The 20,107-nt window shown below is 65.4% G+C and carries 18 protein-coding genes and 1 pseudogene; 7 read left to right on the top strand and 12 right to left on the bottom strand.

Going from position 1 to position 20,107, the window contains the following annotated elements:
- On the top strand, positions 1 to 2,409 hold the full coding sequence (gene pbpC, locus AB4Y31_RS14490) for a penicillin-binding protein 1C (protein WP_368674527.1): 2,409 nt from the start codon (positions 1 to 3) through the stop codon (positions 2,407 to 2,409).
- Positions 2,410 to 2,601: 192 nt separating this feature from the next.
- Here pbpC and acs read toward each other — a convergent pair whose 3' ends face one another.
- Entirely contained in the window at positions 2,602 to 4,584 is a 1,983-nt protein-coding gene (gene acs, locus AB4Y31_RS14495; RefSeq protein WP_368674528.1) for an acetate--CoA ligase, read from the bottom strand.
- 297 nt (positions 4,585 to 4,881) lie between these two features.
- Entirely contained in the window at positions 4,882 to 5,961 is a 1,080-nt protein-coding gene (locus AB4Y31_RS14500; RefSeq protein ID WP_368674529.1) for a glycosyltransferase family 4 protein, read from the bottom strand.
- Between the two features lie 182 nt (positions 5,962 to 6,143).
- Between AB4Y31_RS14500 and AB4Y31_RS14505 the strand changes: the two genes are divergently transcribed.
- A complete protein-coding gene (locus AB4Y31_RS14505; protein WP_018441697.1) occupies positions 6,144 to 6,470 on the top strand; it encodes a YciI-like protein in 327 nt (108 codons plus the stop codon).
- A gap of 67 nt (positions 6,471 to 6,537) precedes the next feature.
- On the opposite strand, the pseudogene AB4Y31_RS14510 reads toward AB4Y31_RS14505, so the two are convergent.
- Positions 6,538 to 7,083, bottom strand: a pseudogene (locus AB4Y31_RS14510) (cupin domain-containing protein).
- A gap of 65 nt (positions 7,084 to 7,148) precedes the next feature.
- On the opposite strand from AB4Y31_RS14510, the gene AB4Y31_RS14515 reads away from it, so the two are divergent.
- The gene (locus AB4Y31_RS14515; protein ID WP_018441695.1) at positions 7,149 to 7,736 is read left to right on the top strand and encodes an ATP-binding protein; all 588 of its coding nucleotides are present in this window, start codon (positions 7,149 to 7,151) and stop codon (positions 7,734 to 7,736) included.
- A gap of 23 nt (positions 7,737 to 7,759) precedes the next feature.
- Here the strand turns inward: AB4Y31_RS14515 and AB4Y31_RS14520 are convergent, their stop codons facing one another.
- Positions 7,760 to 8,863, bottom strand: a complete 1,104-nt coding sequence (locus AB4Y31_RS14520) for a saccharopine dehydrogenase C-terminal domain-containing protein (protein WP_368674530.1) — start codon at positions 8,861 to 8,863, stop codon at positions 7,760 to 7,762.
- 214 nt (positions 8,864 to 9,077) lie between these two features.
- Positions 9,078 to 9,542: an Lrp/AsnC family transcriptional regulator gene (locus AB4Y31_RS14525; protein ID WP_368674531.1), complete on the bottom strand. Its 465-nt coding sequence runs from the start codon at positions 9,540 to 9,542 to the stop codon at positions 9,078 to 9,080.
- Between the two features lie 178 nt (positions 9,543 to 9,720).
- On the opposite strand from AB4Y31_RS14525, the gene AB4Y31_RS14530 reads away from it, so the two are divergent.
- Positions 9,721 to 10,185, top strand: a complete 465-nt coding sequence (locus tag AB4Y31_RS14530) for a Spy/CpxP family protein refolding chaperone (protein WP_368674532.1) — start codon at positions 9,721 to 9,723, stop codon at positions 10,183 to 10,185.
- Positions 10,182 to 10,616 (top strand): PGDYG domain-containing protein, encoded by a 435-nt coding sequence (locus tag AB4Y31_RS14535; RefSeq protein WP_368674533.1) that lies wholly within the window; start codon positions 10,182 to 10,184, stop codon positions 10,614 to 10,616. Before AB4Y31_RS14530 ends, AB4Y31_RS14535 begins: the two co-directional genes overlap by 4 nt.
- A gap of 77 nt (positions 10,617 to 10,693) precedes the next feature.
- On the opposite strand, the gene AB4Y31_RS14540 is transcribed toward AB4Y31_RS14535, so the two are convergent.
- The 7 genes from AB4Y31_RS14540 to AB4Y31_RS14570 form a co-directional block, all read right to left on the bottom strand.
- Positions 10,694 to 11,059 (bottom strand): DUF3022 domain-containing protein, encoded by a 366-nt coding sequence (locus AB4Y31_RS14540; protein WP_368674534.1) that lies wholly within the window; start codon positions 11,057 to 11,059, stop codon positions 10,694 to 10,696.
- Positions 11,060 to 11,184: 125 nt separating this feature from the next.
- On the bottom strand, positions 11,185 to 12,258 hold the full coding sequence (locus tag AB4Y31_RS14545; protein WP_368674535.1) for a LacI family DNA-binding transcriptional regulator: 1,074 nt from the start codon (positions 12,256 to 12,258) through the stop codon (positions 11,185 to 11,187).
- A 328-nt stretch (positions 12,259 to 12,586) separates the two neighbouring features.
- A complete protein-coding gene (locus AB4Y31_RS14550; RefSeq protein ID WP_368674536.1) occupies positions 12,587 to 13,576 on the bottom strand; it encodes a 2-hydroxyacid dehydrogenase in 990 nt (329 codons plus the stop codon).
- A gap of 4 nt (positions 13,577 to 13,580) precedes the next feature.
- Positions 13,581 to 14,828, bottom strand: coding sequence for an MFS transporter (locus AB4Y31_RS14555; protein WP_368675288.1), 1,248 nt, complete (start codon positions 14,826 to 14,828; stop codon positions 13,581 to 13,583).
- 240 nt (positions 14,829 to 15,068) lie between these two features.
- On the bottom strand, positions 15,069 to 16,049 hold the full coding sequence (locus AB4Y31_RS14560; protein ID WP_368674537.1) for a sugar kinase: 981 nt from the start codon (positions 16,047 to 16,049) through the stop codon (positions 15,069 to 15,071).
- A gap of 160 nt (positions 16,050 to 16,209) precedes the next feature.
- Complete coding sequence (locus AB4Y31_RS14565) at positions 16,210 to 16,974, bottom strand: sugar phosphate isomerase/epimerase family protein (RefSeq protein ID WP_368674538.1); 765 nt, start codon at positions 16,972 to 16,974, stop codon at positions 16,210 to 16,212.
- Between the two features lie 196 nt (positions 16,975 to 17,170).
- On the bottom strand, positions 17,171 to 18,145 hold the full coding sequence (locus AB4Y31_RS14570; RefSeq protein WP_368674539.1) for a LysR substrate-binding domain-containing protein: 975 nt from the start codon (positions 18,143 to 18,145) through the stop codon (positions 17,171 to 17,173).
- 125 nt (positions 18,146 to 18,270) lie between these two features.
- Here AB4Y31_RS14570 and AB4Y31_RS14575 point away from each other — a divergent pair, with 125 nt between their 5' ends.
- On the top strand, positions 18,271 to 19,344 hold the full coding sequence (locus AB4Y31_RS14575) for a YeiH family protein (protein WP_368674540.1): 1,074 nt from the start codon (positions 18,271 to 18,273) through the stop codon (positions 19,342 to 19,344).
- Positions 19,345 to 19,364: 20 nt separating this feature from the next.
- A complete protein-coding gene (locus tag AB4Y31_RS14580) occupies positions 19,365 to 20,105 on the top strand; it encodes a glutathione S-transferase (RefSeq protein WP_368674541.1) in 741 nt (246 codons plus the stop codon).
- Positions 20,106 to 20,107 lie beyond the last annotated feature (2 nt).

The raw sequence follows: 20,107 nt of genomic DNA on the forward strand, positions 1-20,107 counted from the left end.
GTGCCAGAAGACGGCGGCGCCCCGTTGCCGGCATCGCGCACTGCAGGGCCCAATCGGCGCGAGCAGGCGTGCCGATGGCCGCGAAGCGCGCTCGCGCGGGCGCTGGGACGGCGGAGCGCACGCGTGGTCGCGGGCCTGGCCTTCTTGCTCATTGGCGTCGCCGTCGTCGCGGACCACCTTTATCCGTTGCCAGCCCCCGGTCGGTCGGCGCCTTTCGCGCTCGTCGTCACAGCAAAAGACGGCACGCCTTTGCGCGCCTTCCCGGACAAGCTCTATATCTGGCGCAACGCGGTGACGCTCGAAGACGTCTCGGCGCGTTATATCGAGGCGCTGATCGGTTACGAAGACCGTGCGTTCTGGTGGCATCCGGGGGTGAATCCTTTCTCGCTGCTGCGCGCGGCGGCTCAATGGCTCATCCACGGCCGCATTGTCTCAGGCGGCTCGACGATCTCAATGCAAGTCGCGCGGATCATCGATCCGACGCCGCGCACGTTAGTGGGCAAGCTTCACCAGATTTTGCGCGCGCTCCAGCTCGAAGCGCACTTCTCGAAGCGCGAAATCCTGACGCTCTACCTCAATTACGCCCCGATGGGCGGCGTGCTCGAAGGTGTCGATGCGGCGAGTCGCGCCTATCTGGGCAAGCCGGCCCGCAACCTCAGCTACGCCGAGGCCGCGATGCTCGCGGTGCTGCCGCAGGCGCCCTCGCTGCTGCGGCCCGATCGCTTTCCGCGGCGAGCGCAAGATGCGCGAGACAAGGTGCTCCGGCGGATGGCCGATCGCTGGCCTGCCGCCGTCATCCATGATGCATTGACCGAGCCCGTCTATGCACAGGCGATTCGCGAGCCGATGCTGGCCCCGCTGCTCGCCGAGCGACTGAAGCGGAACGCACGTGGGAAGCTTAGAGTGACGAGCACCGTCGACGCGGATTTGCAGTCGACTGTCGAATCCGTGTTACTCGACCGCGTGCGCACGTTGCCTCGGCACGTATCGTGCGCGGCGCTCGTGCTCGACAACGCGACGCTCGAAGTCCGCGCGTATGCGGGCTCGGCCGATTTCAGCGATCTCGAGCGCGCGAGCTACGTGGACATGGTGCGCGCGTGGCGCTCGCCCGGCTCGACGCTGAAACCTTTCCTCTATGGCTTTGCACTCGATGCCGGGCTCATCGACTCCGAATCGCTCCTGTCCGACGTGCCGCAATCGTTTGGCGGCTACCAGCCCGGAAACTTCGAGCAATCGTTCCATGGTGCGGTCAGCGTATCCGAGGCGCTCACGCGCTCTCTGAACGTGCCTGCCGTGCAAGTGCTCGACCAGTACGGGCCGGAGCGCTTTGTCGGCAAGCTGCGCCAAGGCGGCTTGAAGCTTCGCTTCCCGCGTGGCGCCGAGCCGAATCTGTCGGTCATCCTGGGCGGTGCCGATACGACGCTCGAAAATTTGGTAGGCGCCTACGCCGCTTTTGCGCGTGGCGGCCTCGCGGGCGTGCCACGGCTGACGAGCGACGCGCCGATCGAAGAACATCGAATGATGAGCGCGGGAGCGGCCTTCATCATCCGGGACATCCTCGAAACGGGCGGGCCGCTTGGACGTGCCGTCGAGGAACGCGGCGCGAACCGCGGCATCGCCTGGAAGACCGGCACCAGCTTCGGGTTTCGCGACGCGTGGTCCGTCGGCGTGACAGACCACTATACGGTCGGGGTGTGGATCGGCAGGCCGGACGGGACGCCGAACCCAGGATACGTCGGCGCCAACGCAGCGACGCCGTTGATGATCAGCATCTTCTCGGCATTGCCCGACGCCGTTCAAACGCCACGGCGCACACCGCCTCCCGGCGTGACGCAGGCTCAAGTATGTTGGCCGATGGGGCTTGCAGCCGATGCGCAACCGGCAGACCTTTGCGCGGTACAGCGACGTGCATGGGTACTCGACGGTGTGGCGCCGCCGACCTTTCCCGACCCGGTTCGCGGCGGCGAGCCGGTGCTTCGATACACGATCGACAGCGTGACCGGGCGACGCGCGACGGCCGATTGCACGACCCATATGCTGCGCGACGCCGAGAGTCCGCTATGGCCGACGTTGCTCGGACCGTGGCTCGACGAGCGCAGCCGGCGCTTCGACGCGCCCCCTTGGGAGACAGGCTGCGCGCCGCCCGGGCGCGGCGAGGGGCGGCTCGCGATTGCGGGCGCAAGCTCGGGCGAGGTGGTCCGGCGCGTCTATGGCGGAGCGCCGCCGCTATTGCATCTCTCCGTCACCGGAGCGCAAGGCGATATCGGCTGGCTGATGAACGGAGCGATGGTGGGACGCGCCACGGCTGGGCGCGGGTGGACATTCGAGTTCACCCGACCCGGTGCTTACGCGATTACCGCATTCGATCAGAAAGGGCGATACGACCGCGTGACAGTCGAGGTGAGGTAACGCCGACATCGCTCGCCTGCCGCCGACGATGAGGACTCCGAAGCGTCCGGCGATCGATCCCACGGGGATTTCCTCCGGGGGCCCTAAAGGGTGCCCCCTCCGGTCATCCCACGGGGATTTCCTCCGGGGGCCCCAAAGGATGCCCCCTCCGGTCATTGCCGCGCCTGGTGCCACATCGACGCTCACACCCCCTCACCGCACCTCGGCCAACTGCTCGAGAATGGCGGGATTTTCGAGCGTCGACACATCCTGCGTGATCGCCTCGCCCTTGGCCAGCGAGCGCAGCAAGCGCCGCATGATCTTGCCTGAGCGCGTTTTCGGCAGATTGTCGCCAAAGCGGATGTCCTTCGGCTTCGCGATCGGCCCGATCTCCTTGGCCACCCACGCGCGCAGCTCGTTCGCGAGCTTCACCGCCTCCTCGCCTTGCGGGCGCGCACGCTTGAGCACCACGAACGCCACCACCGCCTCGCCCGTCGTCTCGTCCGGCCGCCCCACCACCGCCGCCTCCGCCACCAGCGGATTGGCCACCAGCGCCGACTCGATCTCCATCGTCCCCAGCCGGTGCCCCGACACGTTCAGCACGTCGTCGATGCGCCCCATGATCGTGAAGTAGCCCGTCGCCTTGTCGCGCACCGAACCGTCGCCCGCCAGGTACAAGTCGCCCCCCAGCTCGGCCGGGTAGTAGCTCTTCTTGAACCGCTCGGGGTCGCCCCAGATCGTGCGGATCATCGACGGCCACGGCCGCTTGATCACGAGGATCCCGCCCTGCCCGTTCGGCACCTCGTGCCCCGTCTCGTCCACCACCGCCGCCATGATCCCCGGCAGCGGCAGCGTGCACGAGCCCGGCACCAGCGGCGTCGCCCCCGGCAGCGGCGTGATCATGTGCCCGCCCGTCTCAGTCTGCCACCACGTGTCCACCACGGGGCAGCGCGCGCCGCCCACGTTCTCGTAGTACCAGACCCACGCCTCCGGGTTGATCGGCTCGCCCACCGTGCCGATCACGCGCAGGCTCGTCAGATCGTAGCTTTTCGGGTGCGCCTTCGCGTCCGCTTCGGCCAGCTTGATCAGCGAGCGGATCGCGGTGGGCGCCGTGTAAAAAAGGCTCACCTTGTGCCGCTCGATCATCTGCCAGAAGCGCCCGCCGTGCGGATAGGTCGGCACGCCCTCGAACATCACCTGCGTCGCGCCCAGCGCCAGCGGCCCGTACGCGATGTAGGTGTGCCCCGTGATCCAGCCGATGTCGGCCGTGCACCAGAACACGTCCTCGGGCTTCCAGTCGAACGCCCACTTGATCGTCTGCGCCGCCCACAGCAAAAAGCCGCCCGTGCTGTGCTGCACCCCCTTGGGCTTGCCCGTCGAGCCCGACGTGTAGAGCACGAAAAGCGGCTGCTCGGCGCCCACCCACTCCGGCTCGCACGTATCGGCCTCGCCCGCCACGAGCTCGTGCAGCCACAGGTCCCGCTCGCCGTTCCACTGCACCGCGCCGCCCGTGCGCCGGTACACGATCACGCTCTTGACCGCCTCGCAGCCGCCCATCGCCAGCGCTTCATCCGCGATCGCCTTCAGCGGCAGCGCCTTGCCCCCGCGCATCTGCTCGTCGGCCGTGATCAGCGCCACCGCCCCGACGTCCACGAGCCGCTCGTTGAGCGACTTCGACGAGAACCCGCCGAACACCACCGAATGCGGCGCGCCGATGCGCGCGCACGCCTGCATCGCCACCACGCCCTCGATCGACATCGGCATGTAGATCACCACGCGATCGCCCTTGCCGATGCCGCGCGCCTTCAGCGCGTTGGCCAGGCGGCACACGCGCGCTAGCAGCTCGGCGTAAGTCACGCGCGTGACCGTGCCGTCGTCGGCTTCGAAGATGATCGCCGTCTCTCCGCCGCGGCCCGCCTCCACATGGCGGTCCAGGCAGTTGTACGACGCGTTGAGCTCGCCGTCTTCGAACCAGCTGTAAAACGGCGCGTTCGACTCGTCGAGCACCTTCGTGAACGGCTTTTTCCACGTCAGCGTCTCGCGCGCGAGCTTCGCCCAGAATCCCTCGTAATCGCGCTCCGCTTGCGCGACGAGCGCGCGGTAGGCGTCCATGCCAGGAATGGCGGCGTTGGCAACCGTCTCGGCGGACGGTTCGAAGACGCGGCCTTCCCGCAAAACCGACTCGATGGTGCTCACTTGTGTCTCCTCCAGTATTTCACGATGCACGTTGCCGAATAGGGCTCGCCCCGACTACCCACCCTTGCCTTTGCTCCGCGTTAGTCTGCGGCAACGGCTGCGAGCGCTGGTGCGACGGCATATGCGCCAAACTACCGCGCCTCTCTTACCCAGAACTTACTAGCGAGCGACGTGCGGGCAATCCCCGATAATCCCCGCTGTCGCATCGCGCGCCCCCCTCATGGCCGCTGCTCGACGGCGGCGCACGGCGGCCGCGGCGTTCAGCCACATGTGCCGAGGAATAGAGATCACTGCCCGTCATCGATGACGGCGCCGCGGCAGCTCGCGAATCTGATCGTTCGCGGCGCGCGGCGCCAGCAATCGTTCGTAGACCGAAAGATAGTCCGCGGCCATGCGCGCGGACGTGAAGCGAGATTCGAACCGCTCGCGGCAACGAACACGGCTCAATTCGTCGATCCGATCGATCGCCCGCACGGCGCCATCGACATCGTCGACAATGAAACCCGTCACGCCGTCCTCGACGATCTCAGGTATCGCGCCGCACCGGAATGCGATCGTCGGCGTTCCGGAGGCCATCGCCTCGATGATCACCATCCCGAACGGCTCGGGCCACTGCACGGGAAACAACAAGGCGCGCGCATTGGCGAGGAGTTCGATCCGTTGCGTCCCGCCCACCTCACCGAGGTAATCGACGAAATGCTCGCTTGCTTCGAGCAGCGGCAAGATCTGCTCGCGGAAGTAGCCTGTTTCTCCCGGATGAACCTTAGCGGCCATCTTCAACGGTAAGCGCGCGCGACGCGCTATTTCGATCGCGAGGTCCGGCCGTTTTTGCGGCATCAGCCGCCCGAGAAACAACAAGTAGTCGTCCGGCGATTCGTTGAGTGCGAGCGCATCAGGCCTGAGCCCGTGATGAATCGTCGCCTGCCAGTTCGCCTCCGGCACGGGCCGGCGCTGATCGTCCGAAATGGAGATGAGCGGCGCTTCCGAAAACTCTCGAAAAAGCGGACCGTGATCGATGGGCAGCAACTGACCATGCATCGTCGTGACATGCGCGCAGTTGAGCCGGCGCGCGAGCGGAAAATGCAACGGGTCGCCATGAAAATGGATCACGTCGAAACGGGCCGCGCGTTGCGCCACTGCTTCGAGTTCGCGCACGTGATGCGTCAGCGTATCCCAGACGTTGGCGTCGCGCCAAAGACCTCGAGGACAGAGTGGAACGAGCTCGGCAGAGGTCGATGAATCGGCCGTCGCGAAAAGCGTGACGTGATGTCCGAGCCGAACGAGCTGCTCCGTCAGATAGTGGATGACGCGCTCGGTCGCGCCGTAGGCGTGCGGCGGGATCGCTTCGTATAACGGGGCGACTTGTGCAATGCGCATCTTCTGTCTCCTGCTCGCTCGGCGGAGCGCTGTCCATGCGGGGCTGCGCTCGCATGCCTCCCTCATCGGAAGCACGGTCTATGCCCGCCACTCAGCGACACGTCACTATCTTCCTAGACGCTGGCCTGCCCGCTGCTAATATCGCAATTGGGTTCCCATTGGCACATTCCGGAGCAACTGACATGCACTACCTGTTGTTTTATGAAACAGCACCCGACTATCTCGAGCGTCGCTCTCAGTTTCGCGCCCAGCATCTGGCCCACGGGTGGCTAGCCGCCGATCGCGGTGAATTGCTGCTGGGCGGAGCGCTCGCGGACCCTGTCGACGGCGCGATCCTTCTCTTTCAATGCGACGATCCGGCGATCGTCGAAGACTTCGCCCGCAACGATCCGTACGTCGCGGCGGGCATCGTAACCAGTTGGAAGGTCAGGCCGTGGACCACCGTCGTTGGCGAGCGCGCGGCCACTCCGATCAGGCAGACCACGGGAGGGATGGAGGCACAGGAGTAGAACCCCCGACGGCCGATCGCGTATTCCCGTCGACGGGCGTCCGGCGCCGACCGGAACACGAATCGTCTTACGACGTCGACGTGGTCGGCCCTCGTGGCGCAAGGCGAGTCAGCAGCGTCGTATGCGCGGGGTAGCGCGTGACGAGCGCCGGGATATCGGCGAGCTCGAACGCGGAAAACTCGAAGCCCGGCGCGACGGTACAGCCGACGAGGGCGAATGAATCGTCGCCCGCCGGCGCGCCGGCGCATTCGGCCGCAAACCAATAGCCGGCAGGCACGACCACCTGAAATTGAGCTTCCGCATACGCGAGCGCATCGCCTAGCCGACAGGTCGACAATCGGCCGGCCTAGTCGAGCATATGAATATCGAGCGGGCCACCCCCATAGAAGTGCCAGACCTCGTCCGCATCGATTCGATGCCAAGCCGAATAGGCGCCATCGCAAAGCAGGTAGTAGATGGCGGTCGACGCAGCGCGCGCAACCTGAGCCGTGGGACCCTCGCCGGGCGCCAGACGCGCGACACGAGCCGAATCGCGATGCGTCTCGCGGTAAAAACCACCCTCCGAATGCGGTATCAAGCCGAGACGCGCGACGAGTTCGTTGGCCTTGGGCATATGCGGTATCCTGGGGTCGACTTCGAATCGTTCGAAGTTTAACGAAGCTCCAGGGACAACGGTTCGTGACGCACCTCGTTTTTTTCTGCGGCCATGCCGGCACGGGCAAGACGACGGTCGGTAAGCGCTTGATCGGCCCCCTCATGCGGGCGACAGGCGAAGCGTTCTGTCTACTCGACAAGGACACACTCTACGGCCACTACAGCGCCGCCGCGATGGGGGCGCTGACCGGAGACCCGAACGATCGCGACAGTCCGCTCTATCTGCAGCATTTGCGCGAGCCCGAGTACCGCGGCCTCATCGATACGGCACGCGAGAATCTGCAGCTCGGCATCAGCGTCGTCATCGTCGGCCCGCTTTCTCGCGAAGTCCGCGATCGCCGGCTCTTCGACCGAGCATGGCTCGGCGTGGCCGACGACGTCGTCATCCGCATCGTCTGGGTGTACACGTCCGAAGAGACGGCGCACGCGCGCATCGTCGCGCGCGACAACCCGAACGATGCGTACAAGCTCGCGCATTGGGACGAATATCGGCAGCGGCGTTTCGTACCAACCGGCGCCGCGCGCGAGGGGCTGTTGATGTTCGACAACACCGCGCCGACCGCGGACGACTTCGACGCCCTGCTGCGGGCCATCGTGAGCGATCCGTTGTGAGCGCGGTGGCTATCGGATGAAGCTCAGACCATCGTGGCCGCTTGCGCGTCGAGCACCGCCCCTTCGTAAAGCTGACCGAATCGATTCGCGAGAAAATCGCGCAGCGATACCTGCTCCTGCCGCACAAAGCCGCTTTGCGGCAACCTGCCCTCGCGAAACAGATCGAGCACGGCGCACATGGCGCCCGCCGTCGTGATTTGAATCGCGCTCATCGGCATGCCGCAAACGGTCTTGGCAAACACCTTGCGCGTGAAGACGTCCTGCACGAGGAGACCGTCGCGCATCCCGGTCACGGTCACGAAAATCAACACCACGTCCTGCGTCGTCGACGGCACGGCGCGGCGCAGGATCGACTTCAATGTGTCGCGGTCGCTCGCGAGACGCAGATCCTCGAGCAGGAATTGCATCAGATCGCGATGGCCCGGATAACGGACCGACTTGTAATCGAGCGTCTCGACGCGCTCCGCCAACGTTTCGCATAGCGTTCCGAGGCCGCCGGACGTATTGAATGCTTCGTACTCGATGCCGTCGAGCGAGAAATGCTCGAGCCCCTCGAGCGGCTGAACCCATAACCTGCGCGAATCACGAATCGCCTCGCAAGGTTGGCAGTACTCGTTGATGAGCCCGTCGACGCTCCAAGTCAGGTTGTACTTCAGAGCGTTCGTCGGAAATACCGGCAGCGCGCCGACGCGCATCTTCACTTCGCGCACGTGCGAAAAGCGATTCGCGAGCTCGTGAGCCGCGATGCCGATGAAGCCCGGCGCGAGGCCGCATTGCGGCATGAACGCGCGCGAGGCGCCCTCGGCCAGGCTGCGGATGGCCTGCGTCGCCCGCACGTCCTCCGTCAGATCGAAGTAGTGCACGCCCGCGCCGTTCGCGGCCGCTGCCACGTTGACGGCGAGGTAATACGGCAAGGCGTTGACGAGCGCGTCGAAGCCTTTCAACGCCGCCTTCATCGCGTTCGCGTCGGCCGAGTCGACCCGCTCCGTCGCGATGCCCTGACTCGCAAGCTTTTCGAGCGCATGCGCATCGCGGTCGAAGGCGACGACCTCGTAGTCGCCCGTTTCGCGCAGCATATGGGCAATGGTATGGCCGATGAGCCCGGCTCCAGCGACGGCTACTTTCATGCGGTTCTCCTTTTTTCCCGTTGTCAGAGTCGGTCCATGCGCGTTCTCCCCGCGGATGAAGACGAAGAGGGAAAAAGGCGCGCGCCGACTTGCAAAACAGTCTAGAGACGCGCTGGAACGAAAAATAGGCCGAGATCGACGTTAACGAGTGCCGCTTTCGTCGAAATGACGAAACAAAGCGACATTTCGTCAAAAGGACAACGACATCGCCCCGTCACCCGGCGATTGTGCCGCGATCGATCTTGCGCGCGAGGATGATCGAGGTGGTGGTTCGCTCGACGCCCTCCAGGGCGCCGATCTGGTCAAGCAGCTCGTTGAGCCGCTCGGGAGAATCGGCACGCAGCCACGCAACATAGTCGAACTCGCCGCTTACTGCGCAAAGAAGTTGAACCTCGGCCATCTTGCCGAGCCTTTTTTGTACGTCGGGGCCGTATTTCGGGGCGAGGATGATGCCGACGTACGCATTGATACTCGCATCGAGGACGTCCTGGCCGAGCCGCACGCCGTAACCGGCGATCACCTGGTTTCGTTCGAGGCGCTCGAGACGCGCCAGCACCGTCGTGCGAGCGACGCCGAGGCGGCGCGCGAGATTGGCGACGCTGTCGCGCGCATTGGCTTGCAACAGCGCGATAAGGTTACGATCGAGTTCGTCCAGTTGATCGAGGCGCGGCGGTCTCATGAGCAAAAAGAATACGGTCAGGTTTCATTTGTAAGCGCGTATCTCAATGCTAACGGGTCGTCACGCATTGGTGGTACAAATAGTGCCGGCACGCCTCGCGCGTCCCGGAGCAGGACTCGCCTGGTCGAGCCCGGCGCCCGCGCCCGGCTTTCTTCCACACGACAGGAGTTCGTTCAAGATGAAAAAAACACTCGTCATTCTGGCATGCGCATTTGCAGTAAACGGAGTCTTCGCACAGGCTTCGGCTCCGGCCGCGGCACCGACGCCCGCCTCTCCTGCCGCGAAACACGAAGCGCGGATCGAGGACCGAATCAGCTATCTGCACAAGCAGCTCAAGATCACGCCTGCGCAGGAAGATCAATGGAAGACGTTCGCCGACGCCATGCGCGACGACGGCGAAACGATGGGTCAGCTCTACGAGCAGCGCATCAAGAACGCGTCCACGCAGTCGGCCATCGACAACATGCAGGACTACGCGAATCTGACCCAGGCGCACGCCGACGGCATCAAGAAGATTCTTGCCGCATTCCAGCCGCTCTACAACAGCTTCACGCCAGAGCAAAAGAAGCTCGCTGACGACACATTCCGCGAGCGGATGGGCCCGCGCGAGCACCGTGGGGCCCACACGAAATCGCAAAAATGATCGAACTGAAAGACGTCGACCTGCGCGCTGACCCGGCGGCGGCCCGCTACGTCAAAGACGAGACTGTGGCGGTCGAGTTTGCGATAAACCACGGCGAATTGATGAGCCTCGAAGGCCCGAATCGCTACTCGCCGGGCGATGCGCTCGTGACCGGCACGGGCGGCGCCCGATGGGTCGTCGCGCGCGATCGTTTCGACGCGAAGTACGTGCCGGCCGTCACGAGTCTGCCGCATGGCGAGGCCGGCCCCTATCGCAATCGGCCCAACGTCGTGCTCGCCAAGCGCATGGACGGGCCGTTTTCGATTGCGCGTTCCGCGATGGGCGACGTGCTTCACGGCGAGGCCGGCGACTGGCTCATGCAGTATGCGCCCGGCGACTACGGTGTCGTCCAGGCGCGGCGATTCGCAGCTGTCTATCGCCCGGCGGACTGAGCGTCGAATTCCTCTACGGTGGCAGCGAAGCGGACCGCGCGAACGGCGCCGCTTGCCGCGCTTTTGCCAAGCCGGGTTCAGGCGAACTCGTCAGCGAGGTCGACATCGATCTCGCGCGGCACCGCGACACCGTTCGCATATTGCTCTTCCAGCGAACCCAGCGCGGCCTCCACATACGCCCGCAGCACCGCGAAGCTCCGGCCACGTATTCGGGACGGCTGCGCGAGATAGCGTGCAAACGCGGATCGGGCGAAGCGCACGGTCAATGTGATGCGGCGCGCAGTGGCGCCGAAGCGCATCGCCACCCACTGCACCGCGAGTTCCGGGGAACCATCGTCCGCCGCGCGTTGCACGAATAGCGTCTGTTCCGGAAAGAGATCGCTGATGACACGGGCGAGCGCTTCCAGCTCGGCGTCGGCGAATTCATATCGGTACGGCTCCATCGTCGTCTTCTCTTCTCTTGTCTTTCCGGCCGGCCCGCCTGCCGCTAAAAGTGCGGAGGGCCAGCCGACATCCGGCCCCTGACCGATCGATGCCGCGATACCGGATAGCGCTTACGCCTGCTGCGCTATGCGGCGCTCGTCGACGCCCGAGCCACGAGTTCGCCAGGCAGGCACGCTTCGCTGAGCGGCGCATTCGCACCCTCGATGCGCTCGTGCAGGAACTCGACGGCCCGGTAGCCGATCGCATACGTCGGTTGACGGATCGCCGTGATGCCGATCAACTCGGCCCATTCGGGATCGTCGATTGCCATCAAGGCAACGCGCGCCTGCCAGTTTGCACCCAATCGCGCATGCAAATGGAGCGCGAGCGACAGCGCGACGGGGCCGTTCGCCGCGAAGCATGCGACACGCCTCGCGCCTGCCGCCCGTTTCGCGTCCAGATAGGCGTCGAGATCGGCGTACGCGCGCGCAAGCGCGTCGGCGTCGGCGAGATCGAGCACGATCGTCCGGCCTTCGAGCGGCGGCGCCGCTTGCGCTCTTGACCGGCGCGCATCTTCGAGTGCGTGACGGAATGCCATTTCGCGCAGACGCCGCGAGCTGACCTGCTCGAACGGCTGGACGACGAAGAGAATATCTTCGAAGCCCCTTTCGATCAGATGCCGCATCCCGAGCTGCACGGCAGCGGTATTGTCGAGCCCGACCATGTCGGCCTCCAGGCCGTCGACCTTGCGATCGACGAGGACAGCCGGCGTGCCGCCCTCGCCGAGCCGCCGCAGCGCCTCCTCCTCCACGCCGAGCGCGTTGACGATCACGCCCTCGACGCGGTAGGTCGTCATGAGCTGCAGATAGCGGCGCTCCATCTCGAGCTCGTTCGCCGCATTGCAAACGAGCGGCATGAGTCCGAGCGCGTGGCACGCCGCTTCGACGCCGCGCAGCACTTCGACCGTGTACGGATTCGTCAGGTCGGCGACGAGCATGCCGACGAGCCGATTGCGTCCGCGCTTCAAGCCGCGCGCCATTTGGTTCGGCCGATAGTCGAGGCGCTGGATGGCCGCCTCGATTCGCGCGCGCAGGTCCGACGACAACACATTCGTCTCGCCGTTCAGATAGCGCGACACGCTCGTCTTGCCGGTACCCGCCTCACGGGCGACGTCGCTGATGGTGGCGCGACGCGGCGCGCCCGGTTGTCCGATATTCATGACCGAGCCCCCCGTTTCACGACGTCTCCAGGTTTTCTGCATGCTTTGCGAAATGCTTGAGCCAACGCAAATCTCCTCGTGGGAAAAGTCGAAAGTGAGCCCAAGACAAGCAGGAGCAATTGAAAAAAGCGCGCCCGCGGCGCGCTTCCCAACTTGTACGGTGGCGCGATGATAGCGCAGCGTCGCTCGCCGCACCACTCGTGCAAGCCTTCTAACACCTATCTGAACTGACAGGGAGCCCGGTGGCGCGCATGAGTTGCCCCTCCGAATCGCGGCATCGAGCGCGGCTGATTGTACCGGCGCGAACGGAGGCCGAAACGTAAGTTCGTCAGGACTTCAGGACGTCAGGGTTCGCTACGTTGCGCGAAAGCCGGTTTGCGAGCGCATCGACGAGGTTTTCAGCCGCGCAGCGCGCCATCGCATGCCGCGTTTCGTGCGTGGCCGAGCCGATGTGCGGCAGCGCCACGACGTTCTTCATTCGCAGCAACGGCGAATCGACGGGCAATGGCTCCTCCTCGAAGACGTCGAGGCCGGCGCCGGCGATCGTGCCGTCAGACAGCGCCGCGATGAGGGCCGCTTCGTCGACGGTCGCTCCGCGTGACGCGTTGATGAGAATTGCGCTCCTTTTCATCGAGCGCAGCTCGCGGGCGCCGATCAGATGACGCGTCTCGTCGGTGAGCGGCACCTGCAGGCAGACGAAGTCCGACTCACCGAGCAAGCGCGCGAGCTCGACACGACGCGCGCCGTATGCGCGCTCGGCCGCCTCGTTCGGGCTGCGATTCGTGTAGAGCACGCGCATGTTGAAGCCGAGCGCGGCCCGCCGCGCGAGGGCGCCGCCAATGCGGCCCAGGCCGACGATGCCGAGCGTCTTGCCCTGCACCTCGACGCCATATTGCGCCTCGCCGATGCTGCCCTTCCAATGCCCCGCCCTCACCCAGTCGGCCAATTCGACGACGCGCCGGGCCGTCGCGAGAACCAGCGCGAATACCGTGTCGGCCGTCGATTCGGTCAATACGTCGGGCGTGTGCGTCAGCACGATGCCGCGCCTCGTCAAGTCCGGCACGTCGAAATTGTCGATGCCGACTGAAACCGTCGACAGCACGCGCAACCGCTTCGCGGGCTCGAGCATGGAAGGCGGGATCTTCACGCTCGCGCCGATCGCGCCGTCGGCCCGCGCCAGCGATTCGGCGAGCGCGGCGACGAACGCCTCGCGCGAATCGAACTGCTCCGGATAGACGGTATCGACGTGCGTGTGCTCGCGCAGATAGGCGAGCACATCGGCGGGCAGCGATTTATAGACGACGATTCGAGGTTGCATGGATTCACTTTCCAGGTGCGTGAGCATGCGCGGCGAGCGCTTGCGGACGATCCGGTTGCGCCTTCACCGCAAGCGTCAACAAGACGGCGCCCAGGAGCGCGGCGCTCATAAACGCATAGGAGGCGGCAGGCGAGCCGGTGGCGCCGTTGAGGTAGCCGACCACGTAGGAACCGACGAACGATCCCAGCGCGCCCATGCTGTTGATGAGCGCCATTGCGCCACCCGCCACGTTCCTCGGCAACAGCTCCGGCACAATCGCGAAGAACGGTCCATACGGTGCGTACATCGCGGCGCCCGCCACGACCAGCAGCGCATAGGATAGCCAGAAGTGCGTCGTGCCCAGCATGAACGACGCCGCAAAGGCCACCGCGCCAATGAGCAGAAACGGCCAGACGAACACCTTGCGCGCGCGGAGCTTGTCTGACGCCCACGACGCGCCGAGCATCGCGATCGTCGCGCAGAGGTACGGCAGCGCGGAGAGCCACCCTGTCGCTACCATGCCGAGCGTCGAGCCGTGCTTGAGGATGGACGGCAGCCAGAGAACGAAGCCATATACGCCAATGCTCCAGCAGAAATACTGCGCGCAGAGCTTGACGACGGCCGGCGAGCGAAATGCTTCCGCGTAGTTGCGCACCGGCTTGATGGTGGCCTGCTCGGCCGCGAGCGCGGCTTCGAGATCGCGCTTTTCGTCAGCGGCAAGCCAGTTCGCGTCGTGCGGCTTATCCTTGACGAGACTCCACCAGCAGAAGGCCCAGACGACGGCCGGCAACCCTTCGGCGATGAACATCTCGCGCCACCCGAAAGCGTGCACGAGGTAGCCCGAGACGACGGACATCCAGAGCACGGTCACAGGATTGCCGAGTATCAGGAACGTATTGGCGCGCGATCGCTCGGCCTTAGTGAACCAGTTGCTGAGCAGGATCAACATCGACGGGAAGACCGCCGCCTCCACGACGCCGAGCATGAAACGGATCGCGATGAGCGAAGGAATGTTGGAGACGACGCCCGTCAGCGCCGCGCAAGCGCCCCATAGCAAAAGGCTGACGAAGACCAGCTTGCGCACGCTGCGGCGCTCCGCGTAGACGGCGCCGGGAATCTGAAAGAAAAAGTAGCCGAGAAAGAAAAGCGCGCCGATCAGCGAAGAAAGCGCGGCGCTGATGCCGAGATCGTGGCTGATGCCGGCGGCCGAGGCGAAGCCGAAGTTCGCCCGGTCCAGGTAAGCGAGGCTGTACGTGATGAAGACGACCGGCATGATCGCCCACCAGCGGCGCGGCGCAAGTGTCGCTGTTGCCGCCGCAAGGTTGCCGGTGGAAGTATCGGAGTGCTGTGAATGCGCTCGGGATTGTGGATGGTTCATGCCTGTCTCCTGTTTGGGAACGGCGGCGCGGTGCTCGCCTTGCCGGGCAGCCGGCCGTTCTCGTCGTTTAGCGGCCGTTCGTGGCGGCCGCCGAATGGACTTCGTGCCGTATCGTCAATGAGCCGCCTTCAACCCTCAGGCGGGCGTGGCTGTCTGCTCGATGCGGTCGAGCTCGGCGCGCGTCGGAAAACCCTCCGAATCGCCGATGACCTGCACCGCCAGCGCACCGATGCGATTGCCGCGAACGACGGCGTCGGCCAGCCCGCGGCCCTCGAGCAGCGCGCTGATGACACCAACGGCAAATCCATCGCCCGCGCCGACCGTATCGACCACCTGCGCCACCGGTTGCGCGGCCACGTAGCCCGAGCCGTCGGCCGTGCAGAAGTAGGCTCCGCGCGCGCCCAGCTTGACCACCACGCCGCGGGCCCCCGCATCGAGGTAGAAGCGGGCGATCTCTTCCGGGGTGTCAGATCCCGTCAGAATCGCGCCCTCGCCGATGCCCGGCAGAACCCAATCGGCCAACGCGGCCAGGCTGTTCAGCGAAGCCACCATGGCCTCGCGCGACGGCCATAGCGTCGGCCGCAGATTGGGATCGAACGAAATCGTCTTGCCTGCGGCGCGCATTTCGCGCGCCAGGTGAAAGGCGAGGTCGTGCGACGAAGCGGAAATCGCCGGCGCGACGCCGGTCAGATGCAGATGGCGCGCGGCGAGCGCGTAGTCGGCCGAGTAGTCGTCGATCGACAGATGGCTCGCGGCCGAGCCTCTTCGAAAGTATTCGATGCTCGGGTCCAGCCCGCCGATCTCTTTCGACTTGAGCTGAAAGCCCGTCGGGTACCGCTCGTCGACCGTTACGCGCTGCGCGTCGATATGCTCCTTCGCAAGCGTGTCGAGCACATAGCGGCCGAAAGAATCGTTCCCCACGCGGCTCATCCAGCCGACCTTGAAGCCGAGGCGCGCGAGCCCGATCGCTACGTTCAGGTCCGCGCCGGCAATGCGTTTCGTGAACCGGCTCACCTGCGCGAGCGGCCCCGGATCGTCGGCGACGAAAAGCGTCATCGCTTCGCCGTAGGTCAGGACGTCCAGTCCAACAGCATGAGGGTCGTTGGGTTGTTTCATCGTAAAACTAGCCTCGGTTTGAAACCCCGCCCTTCAGGGCGTCCGAGCCGGCCCCCCGGCTGAAAGCCTGGGTTCCGGCGACTCTTTGCGAGGGGTGCAAGCCCCTTCCAAAAGTGTTCAGCCAAACCGGCCTGAAGAATGTTCCGGACAGTTGCTCGCGTCATGCAGCGGTAAGCCAGGCGACGCGCCGCTTCGCGTCGTCGGCAAGATCGTTCTGATTGAGCGGAAATTCGATGCCGCGCGGGACGTCGCGCGGCAGCACGGCAAAGAGCGCGGCGATGAACGGATCGTCCGCGGACGGCGCCGTGGCGAAGCGGCGCATGCCGCTGCCGGCAACGCCCTTGCAATGGATATACTCGACGCGCGGCGCGAGCACGCGAGCCGCCGCGAGGGGCAGCTCGCCCGTCCAATGCCAGTTGCCGATATCGAACGTCATTCCGACAGCCTGTCCCGCCCCCTCCTGATCCAGCGCAGCGAAGAAAGCGACGAACCTCGCCAGCGATCCGTCCGCGGCACGCTGCCCATTCTCGACGACGATGCGGGCGCGACCGCCCGCCGTCGCTCGGCTGATGTTCACCGCATCAGCATAGCTCGCGAACGCGCCGAGCTGCATCTTGACGAAGCGGGCGCCGAGCGCATCGGCCTCGGCCTGAGCCGACGCGAGTGCGTCGGCGTCGAGTACACCGCGTTCGTCGTAAAGCGTGGCCGGCGTCGAATAAACGGTCCAAAGCCCGAGTTCCGCGATCTCGGCACCGAGCCGCGCGAGCGCGTCGAGCGACGCGTCGCTTTTGCCGGCAATCAGTTCGCGGCGTACTTCGAAGCCGGCTGCGCCGGCATCGGCCGCAACCTTCAGCCACGTGCGATGGCCCGAACGGCGAACGGCCTCGATGCCGAACGCACTGGCGACTATGACGATGTCGGCCATTTGAAAAAACTCTCCACTTCTCCGGTTCGCGCCGTCGTTGGAACGACAACCGCGTGGAACCGGTTCCAATCCGGTCGGTAAAAAACCGAGCGACGATGCTCGGTGCAATGAATGATGCCTCCGGAGGGCCGATTGTCGCCATAGTGGAAAGCCCTAGCGTCATCGTAAAATCAGCTTCGGTTTGAAACTCCGCCCTTCAGGACGTCGAGCCGGGCCCCCGGCCTGAAGGCCGGTTCCGCGCAGTCGCCCCATTCGCTGTCTTTCCTGTCTCGGCCGTCTCCGCCAGACAAAGTTCCAGAAAGGACGCTGCCGCGCGCGACGGCGCGCCCTCGTGCGGGACGAGAATCGAGAAGCGCCGGGTAAGCGGCCGAGGCGCGAGCGACAGCCGCAGCAGCGCGCTGTCCTCGTGCCGCATCGTCATTTCAGAGACGAACCCGACGCCCATGCCGGCGCGCACGGCCTCCTTGACCCCTTCGACGCCCGCCACGGCAAGTGCCACATGCATCGCGACGCCGGCCTCCTCGAACGCTTGCTCGACGTCCTGCCGCACGCCGGAGCCCTCCTCGCGCAGCACAATGGGATAGGCGCCGACCTCGGCGATCGTGGCGCTCTTCCTCTTGCCCTGACCGTCGGCATGGATCGCAAGCGGGTGACCGCTGCGGACGATCGCGACGATTTCGTCTTCGTGCCACGCATGAACGCCCGTGCCGTGCGGCAAGTCCGCTCCGACGGGCCCCTCGATCATCCCAATGTCGAGACTGTCGAGCGAGCCGACGATTTCGCTCGTGTTGCCGCTGAACGTCTCGACCGAGACGTTTGGGAAACGCTGCTGGAATGCCGCGATGAGGTAAGGCAACAGGTAGCTCGCGGGCGTCGTGCTCGCGCCGACTCGCAGCGTGCCATGTGCAAAACCGCGCAGCGCGTCCCGGTACGCCAGCGCCTGCCTGTGCGTCTCGCGCAGGCGCAGCGCGTATTCGGCAAGTTGTCGGCCGCTTGGCGTCAGCCGTATCCCACGGCCGTCGCGCCGATAAAGCGGCTCGCCGAATTCGTCTTGCAGCAGACGCAACTGGCCGGAGACCGCCGGTTGCGACAAATGTAGCGCCGTCGCGGCCCGGCTGATGTTCAGGTGCTCGGCTACCGCGGCGAAAGTTATAAGCTGATCGGCTGTCATGGGCGTCGAACTATCGGCTGTACCAATATCTTACTTCGCAAATGACGATTTTTCATAACCATATGAGCGATTTAGGATAAGGACCATCGCAGTCCCGGAAACACGCTTTCGCTTTGAGGCCACCTATGTCCACCCCATCGACGCACGCGGTCGCGCATGCGCACAGCCCTGCCACCGCGCACGGCCCGCTCAACGGCATTCTTTTCGTCGCCCTTTTCGCCGCGGCGGTGACGCGGCTTGCCGCCATGCCGGTCATCGCCGGCCTCGGCGTGAGCCCGCTCATCGTCGGGATCGTCGCGGGTGCGGTCTACGGCAATACGCTGCGCGCGGGCATGCCCGCGCACTGGGCCGCCGGCGTCAACTTCTCGGCGCGGCGGCTCCTGCGAATCGCCGTCGCGTTCTTCGGCTTGCGCGTGAGCCTGCAGGAGATCGCCCAGGTCGGTCTCCCGGGGCTGACCGTCTCGCTGCTCGTCGTCGTCAGCACGCTCGCGATCGGCATCTGGGTCGGCACCAAGCTGCTGAAGCTCGATCGCGACACGGCCATTCTCACGGCCGCCGGCAGCGCGATTTGCGGGGCCGCGGCCGTGCTCGCGTTCGAATCGACGCTGAACTCGAAGCCTGAAAAAAGTGCCGTCGCGGTGGGGAGCGTCGTCCTGTTCGGCACGCTGTCGATGTTCGTCTACCCGCTCGCGTATCGCGCGGGCTGGCTGCACCTCGACACCGCCGGCATCGGGCTCTTTTTCGGCGGTACGATTCACGAAGTCGCCCAAGTCGTGGGCGCGGCGAGCAACGTGAGCCCGGAAGCGACGCACGTTGCGACGATCGTCAAGATGACGCGCGTGATGCTGCTGGTGCCGGTCCTGCTCGTGCTCGGTGTGTGGCTCGCGCGCACGGCGGCCCGTGGCACGGGGAATGCGCGGGCGCCCCGCAAGGTAACCGTTCCCTGGTTCGCGCTCGGGTTTCTAGCCTGCGTCATCGTGAACTCGCTGCATGTGCTGCCGAGCGCCGCGACGCAGGCCGTCAACGCGCTCGATACGTTCGCGCTGACGATGGCGATGACGGCGCTCGGCATCGAGACGCAGCTCTCGCAAGTGCGCAAGGCTGGCCCTCGCGCGCTGGCGACAGGGTTCATTCTTTACGTCTGGCTCGCGGTAGGCGGCCTTGCGATCACGTGGGGGGTCGAGCGCGTGCTGGGCTGACCAATCGAGGAGGGCAAGCGATGGCGTACGAGCTGTACTACTGGGATGGGCTGCAAGGCCGAGGCGAGTTCGTGCGGCTCGCGCTCGAAGAAGCGCGCGCCCCGTATGTCGAGGTGGCCCGCGGGCGTCCCGAGGATGGGCTTGGCGAGGGTGCGATGCTGGCGCTGATGGACAGCAAGGACGAGCCCCACCTCCCCTTTGCGCCGCCGTTCCTGAAAGACGGCGACCTCATCATCCCGCAGACGGCGAATATTCTGTTCTATCTCGGCGAGAAGCTGGGGCTCGCCCCGCGAGACGACCTGCGCTACGTGGTGCACGGCCTGCAGTTGACGATCGCCGATGTGGTGACGGAGGTCCACGACACGCATCATCCGATCGGCAGCGGGCTCTACTACGAGGACCAAAAGGAAGCGGCCAAAGCGCGCGCGACCGACTTCATCGATCACCGCATGCCGAAGTTCATGGGCTATTTCGAGCGCGTGCTGAAGCAGAACCCGGAGGGCGACGCCCACCTGGTCGGCGATTCGCTGACCTACGCCGACCTCTCGATGTTCCAGCTCATCGAAGGTCTCCATTACGCGTTTCCGCGTGCGATGAAGCGCTTCCGCCAGCGTTACCGCAGGCTTGCGGCGCTGCACGACGCCGTGGCTGCGCGGCCGAACATCGCCGCGTACCTCGCGTCGGAGCGGCGCATCGCGTTCAACGAAACGGGGATATTCCGGCACTATCCGGAGCTCGATCGTAGTCCGGGGTCGGACTGAGC

Origin of the sequence: Trinickia sp. EG282A (assembly GCF_040965455.1) — a bacterium.
GTDB lineage: Bacteria > Pseudomonadota > Gammaproteobacteria > Burkholderiales > Burkholderiaceae > Trinickia > Trinickia symbiotica.

Bases quoted from the DNA above. Each gene is read 5' to 3' on its own strand.
- AB4Y31_RS14540 (WP_368674534.1), bottom strand. From the start codon at position 11,059: ATGGAGCCGTACCGATATGAATTCGCCGACGCCGAGCTGGAAGCGCTC.
- AB4Y31_RS14565 (WP_368674538.1), bottom strand. From the start codon at position 16,974: ATGGCCGACATCGTCATAGTCGCCAGTGCGTTCGGCATCGAGGCCGTT.
- AB4Y31_RS14550 (WP_368674536.1), bottom strand. From the start codon at position 13,576: ATGCAACCTCGAATCGTCGTCTATAAATCGCTGCCCGCCGATGTGCTC.
- AB4Y31_RS14535 (WP_368674533.1), top strand. From the start codon at position 10,182: ATGATCGAACTGAAAGACGTCGACCTGCGCGCTGACCCGGCGGCGGCC.
- AB4Y31_RS14505 (WP_018441697.1), top strand. From the start codon at position 6,144: ATGCACTACCTGTTGTTTTATGAAACAGCACCCGACTATCTCGAGCGT.
- AB4Y31_RS14530 (WP_368674532.1), top strand. From the start codon at position 9,721: ATGAAAAAAACACTCGTCATTCTGGCATGCGCATTTGCAGTAAACGGA.
- AB4Y31_RS14555 (WP_368675288.1), bottom strand. From the start codon at position 14,828: ATGCCGGTCGTCTTCATCACGTACAGCCTCGCTTACCTGGACCGGGCG.
- AB4Y31_RS14575 (WP_368674540.1), top strand. From the start codon at position 18,271: ATGTCCACCCCATCGACGCACGCGGTCGCGCATGCGCACAGCCCTGCC.
- AB4Y31_RS14560 (WP_368674537.1), bottom strand. From the start codon at position 16,049: ATGAAACAACCCAACGACCCTCATGCTGTTGGACTGGACGTCCTGACC.
- AB4Y31_RS14500 (WP_368674529.1), bottom strand. From the start codon at position 5,961: ATGCGCATTGCACAAGTCGCCCCGTTATACGAAGCGATCCCGCCGCAC.
- AB4Y31_RS14525 (WP_368674531.1), bottom strand. From the start codon at position 9,542: ATGAGACCGCCGCGCCTCGATCAACTGGACGAACTCGATCGTAACCTT.
- AB4Y31_RS14545 (WP_368674535.1), bottom strand. From the start codon at position 12,258: ATGAATATCGGACAACCGGGCGCGCCGCGTCGCGCCACCATCAGCGAC.
- AB4Y31_RS14580 (WP_368674541.1), top strand. From the start codon at position 19,365: ATGGCGTACGAGCTGTACTACTGGGATGGGCTGCAAGGCCGAGGCGAG.
- AB4Y31_RS14520 (WP_368674530.1), bottom strand. From the start codon at position 8,863: ATGAAAGTAGCCGTCGCTGGAGCCGGGCTCATCGGCCATACCATTGCC.
- AB4Y31_RS14570 (WP_368674539.1), bottom strand. From the start codon at position 18,145: ATGACAGCCGATCAGCTTATAACTTTCGCCGCGGTAGCCGAGCACCTG.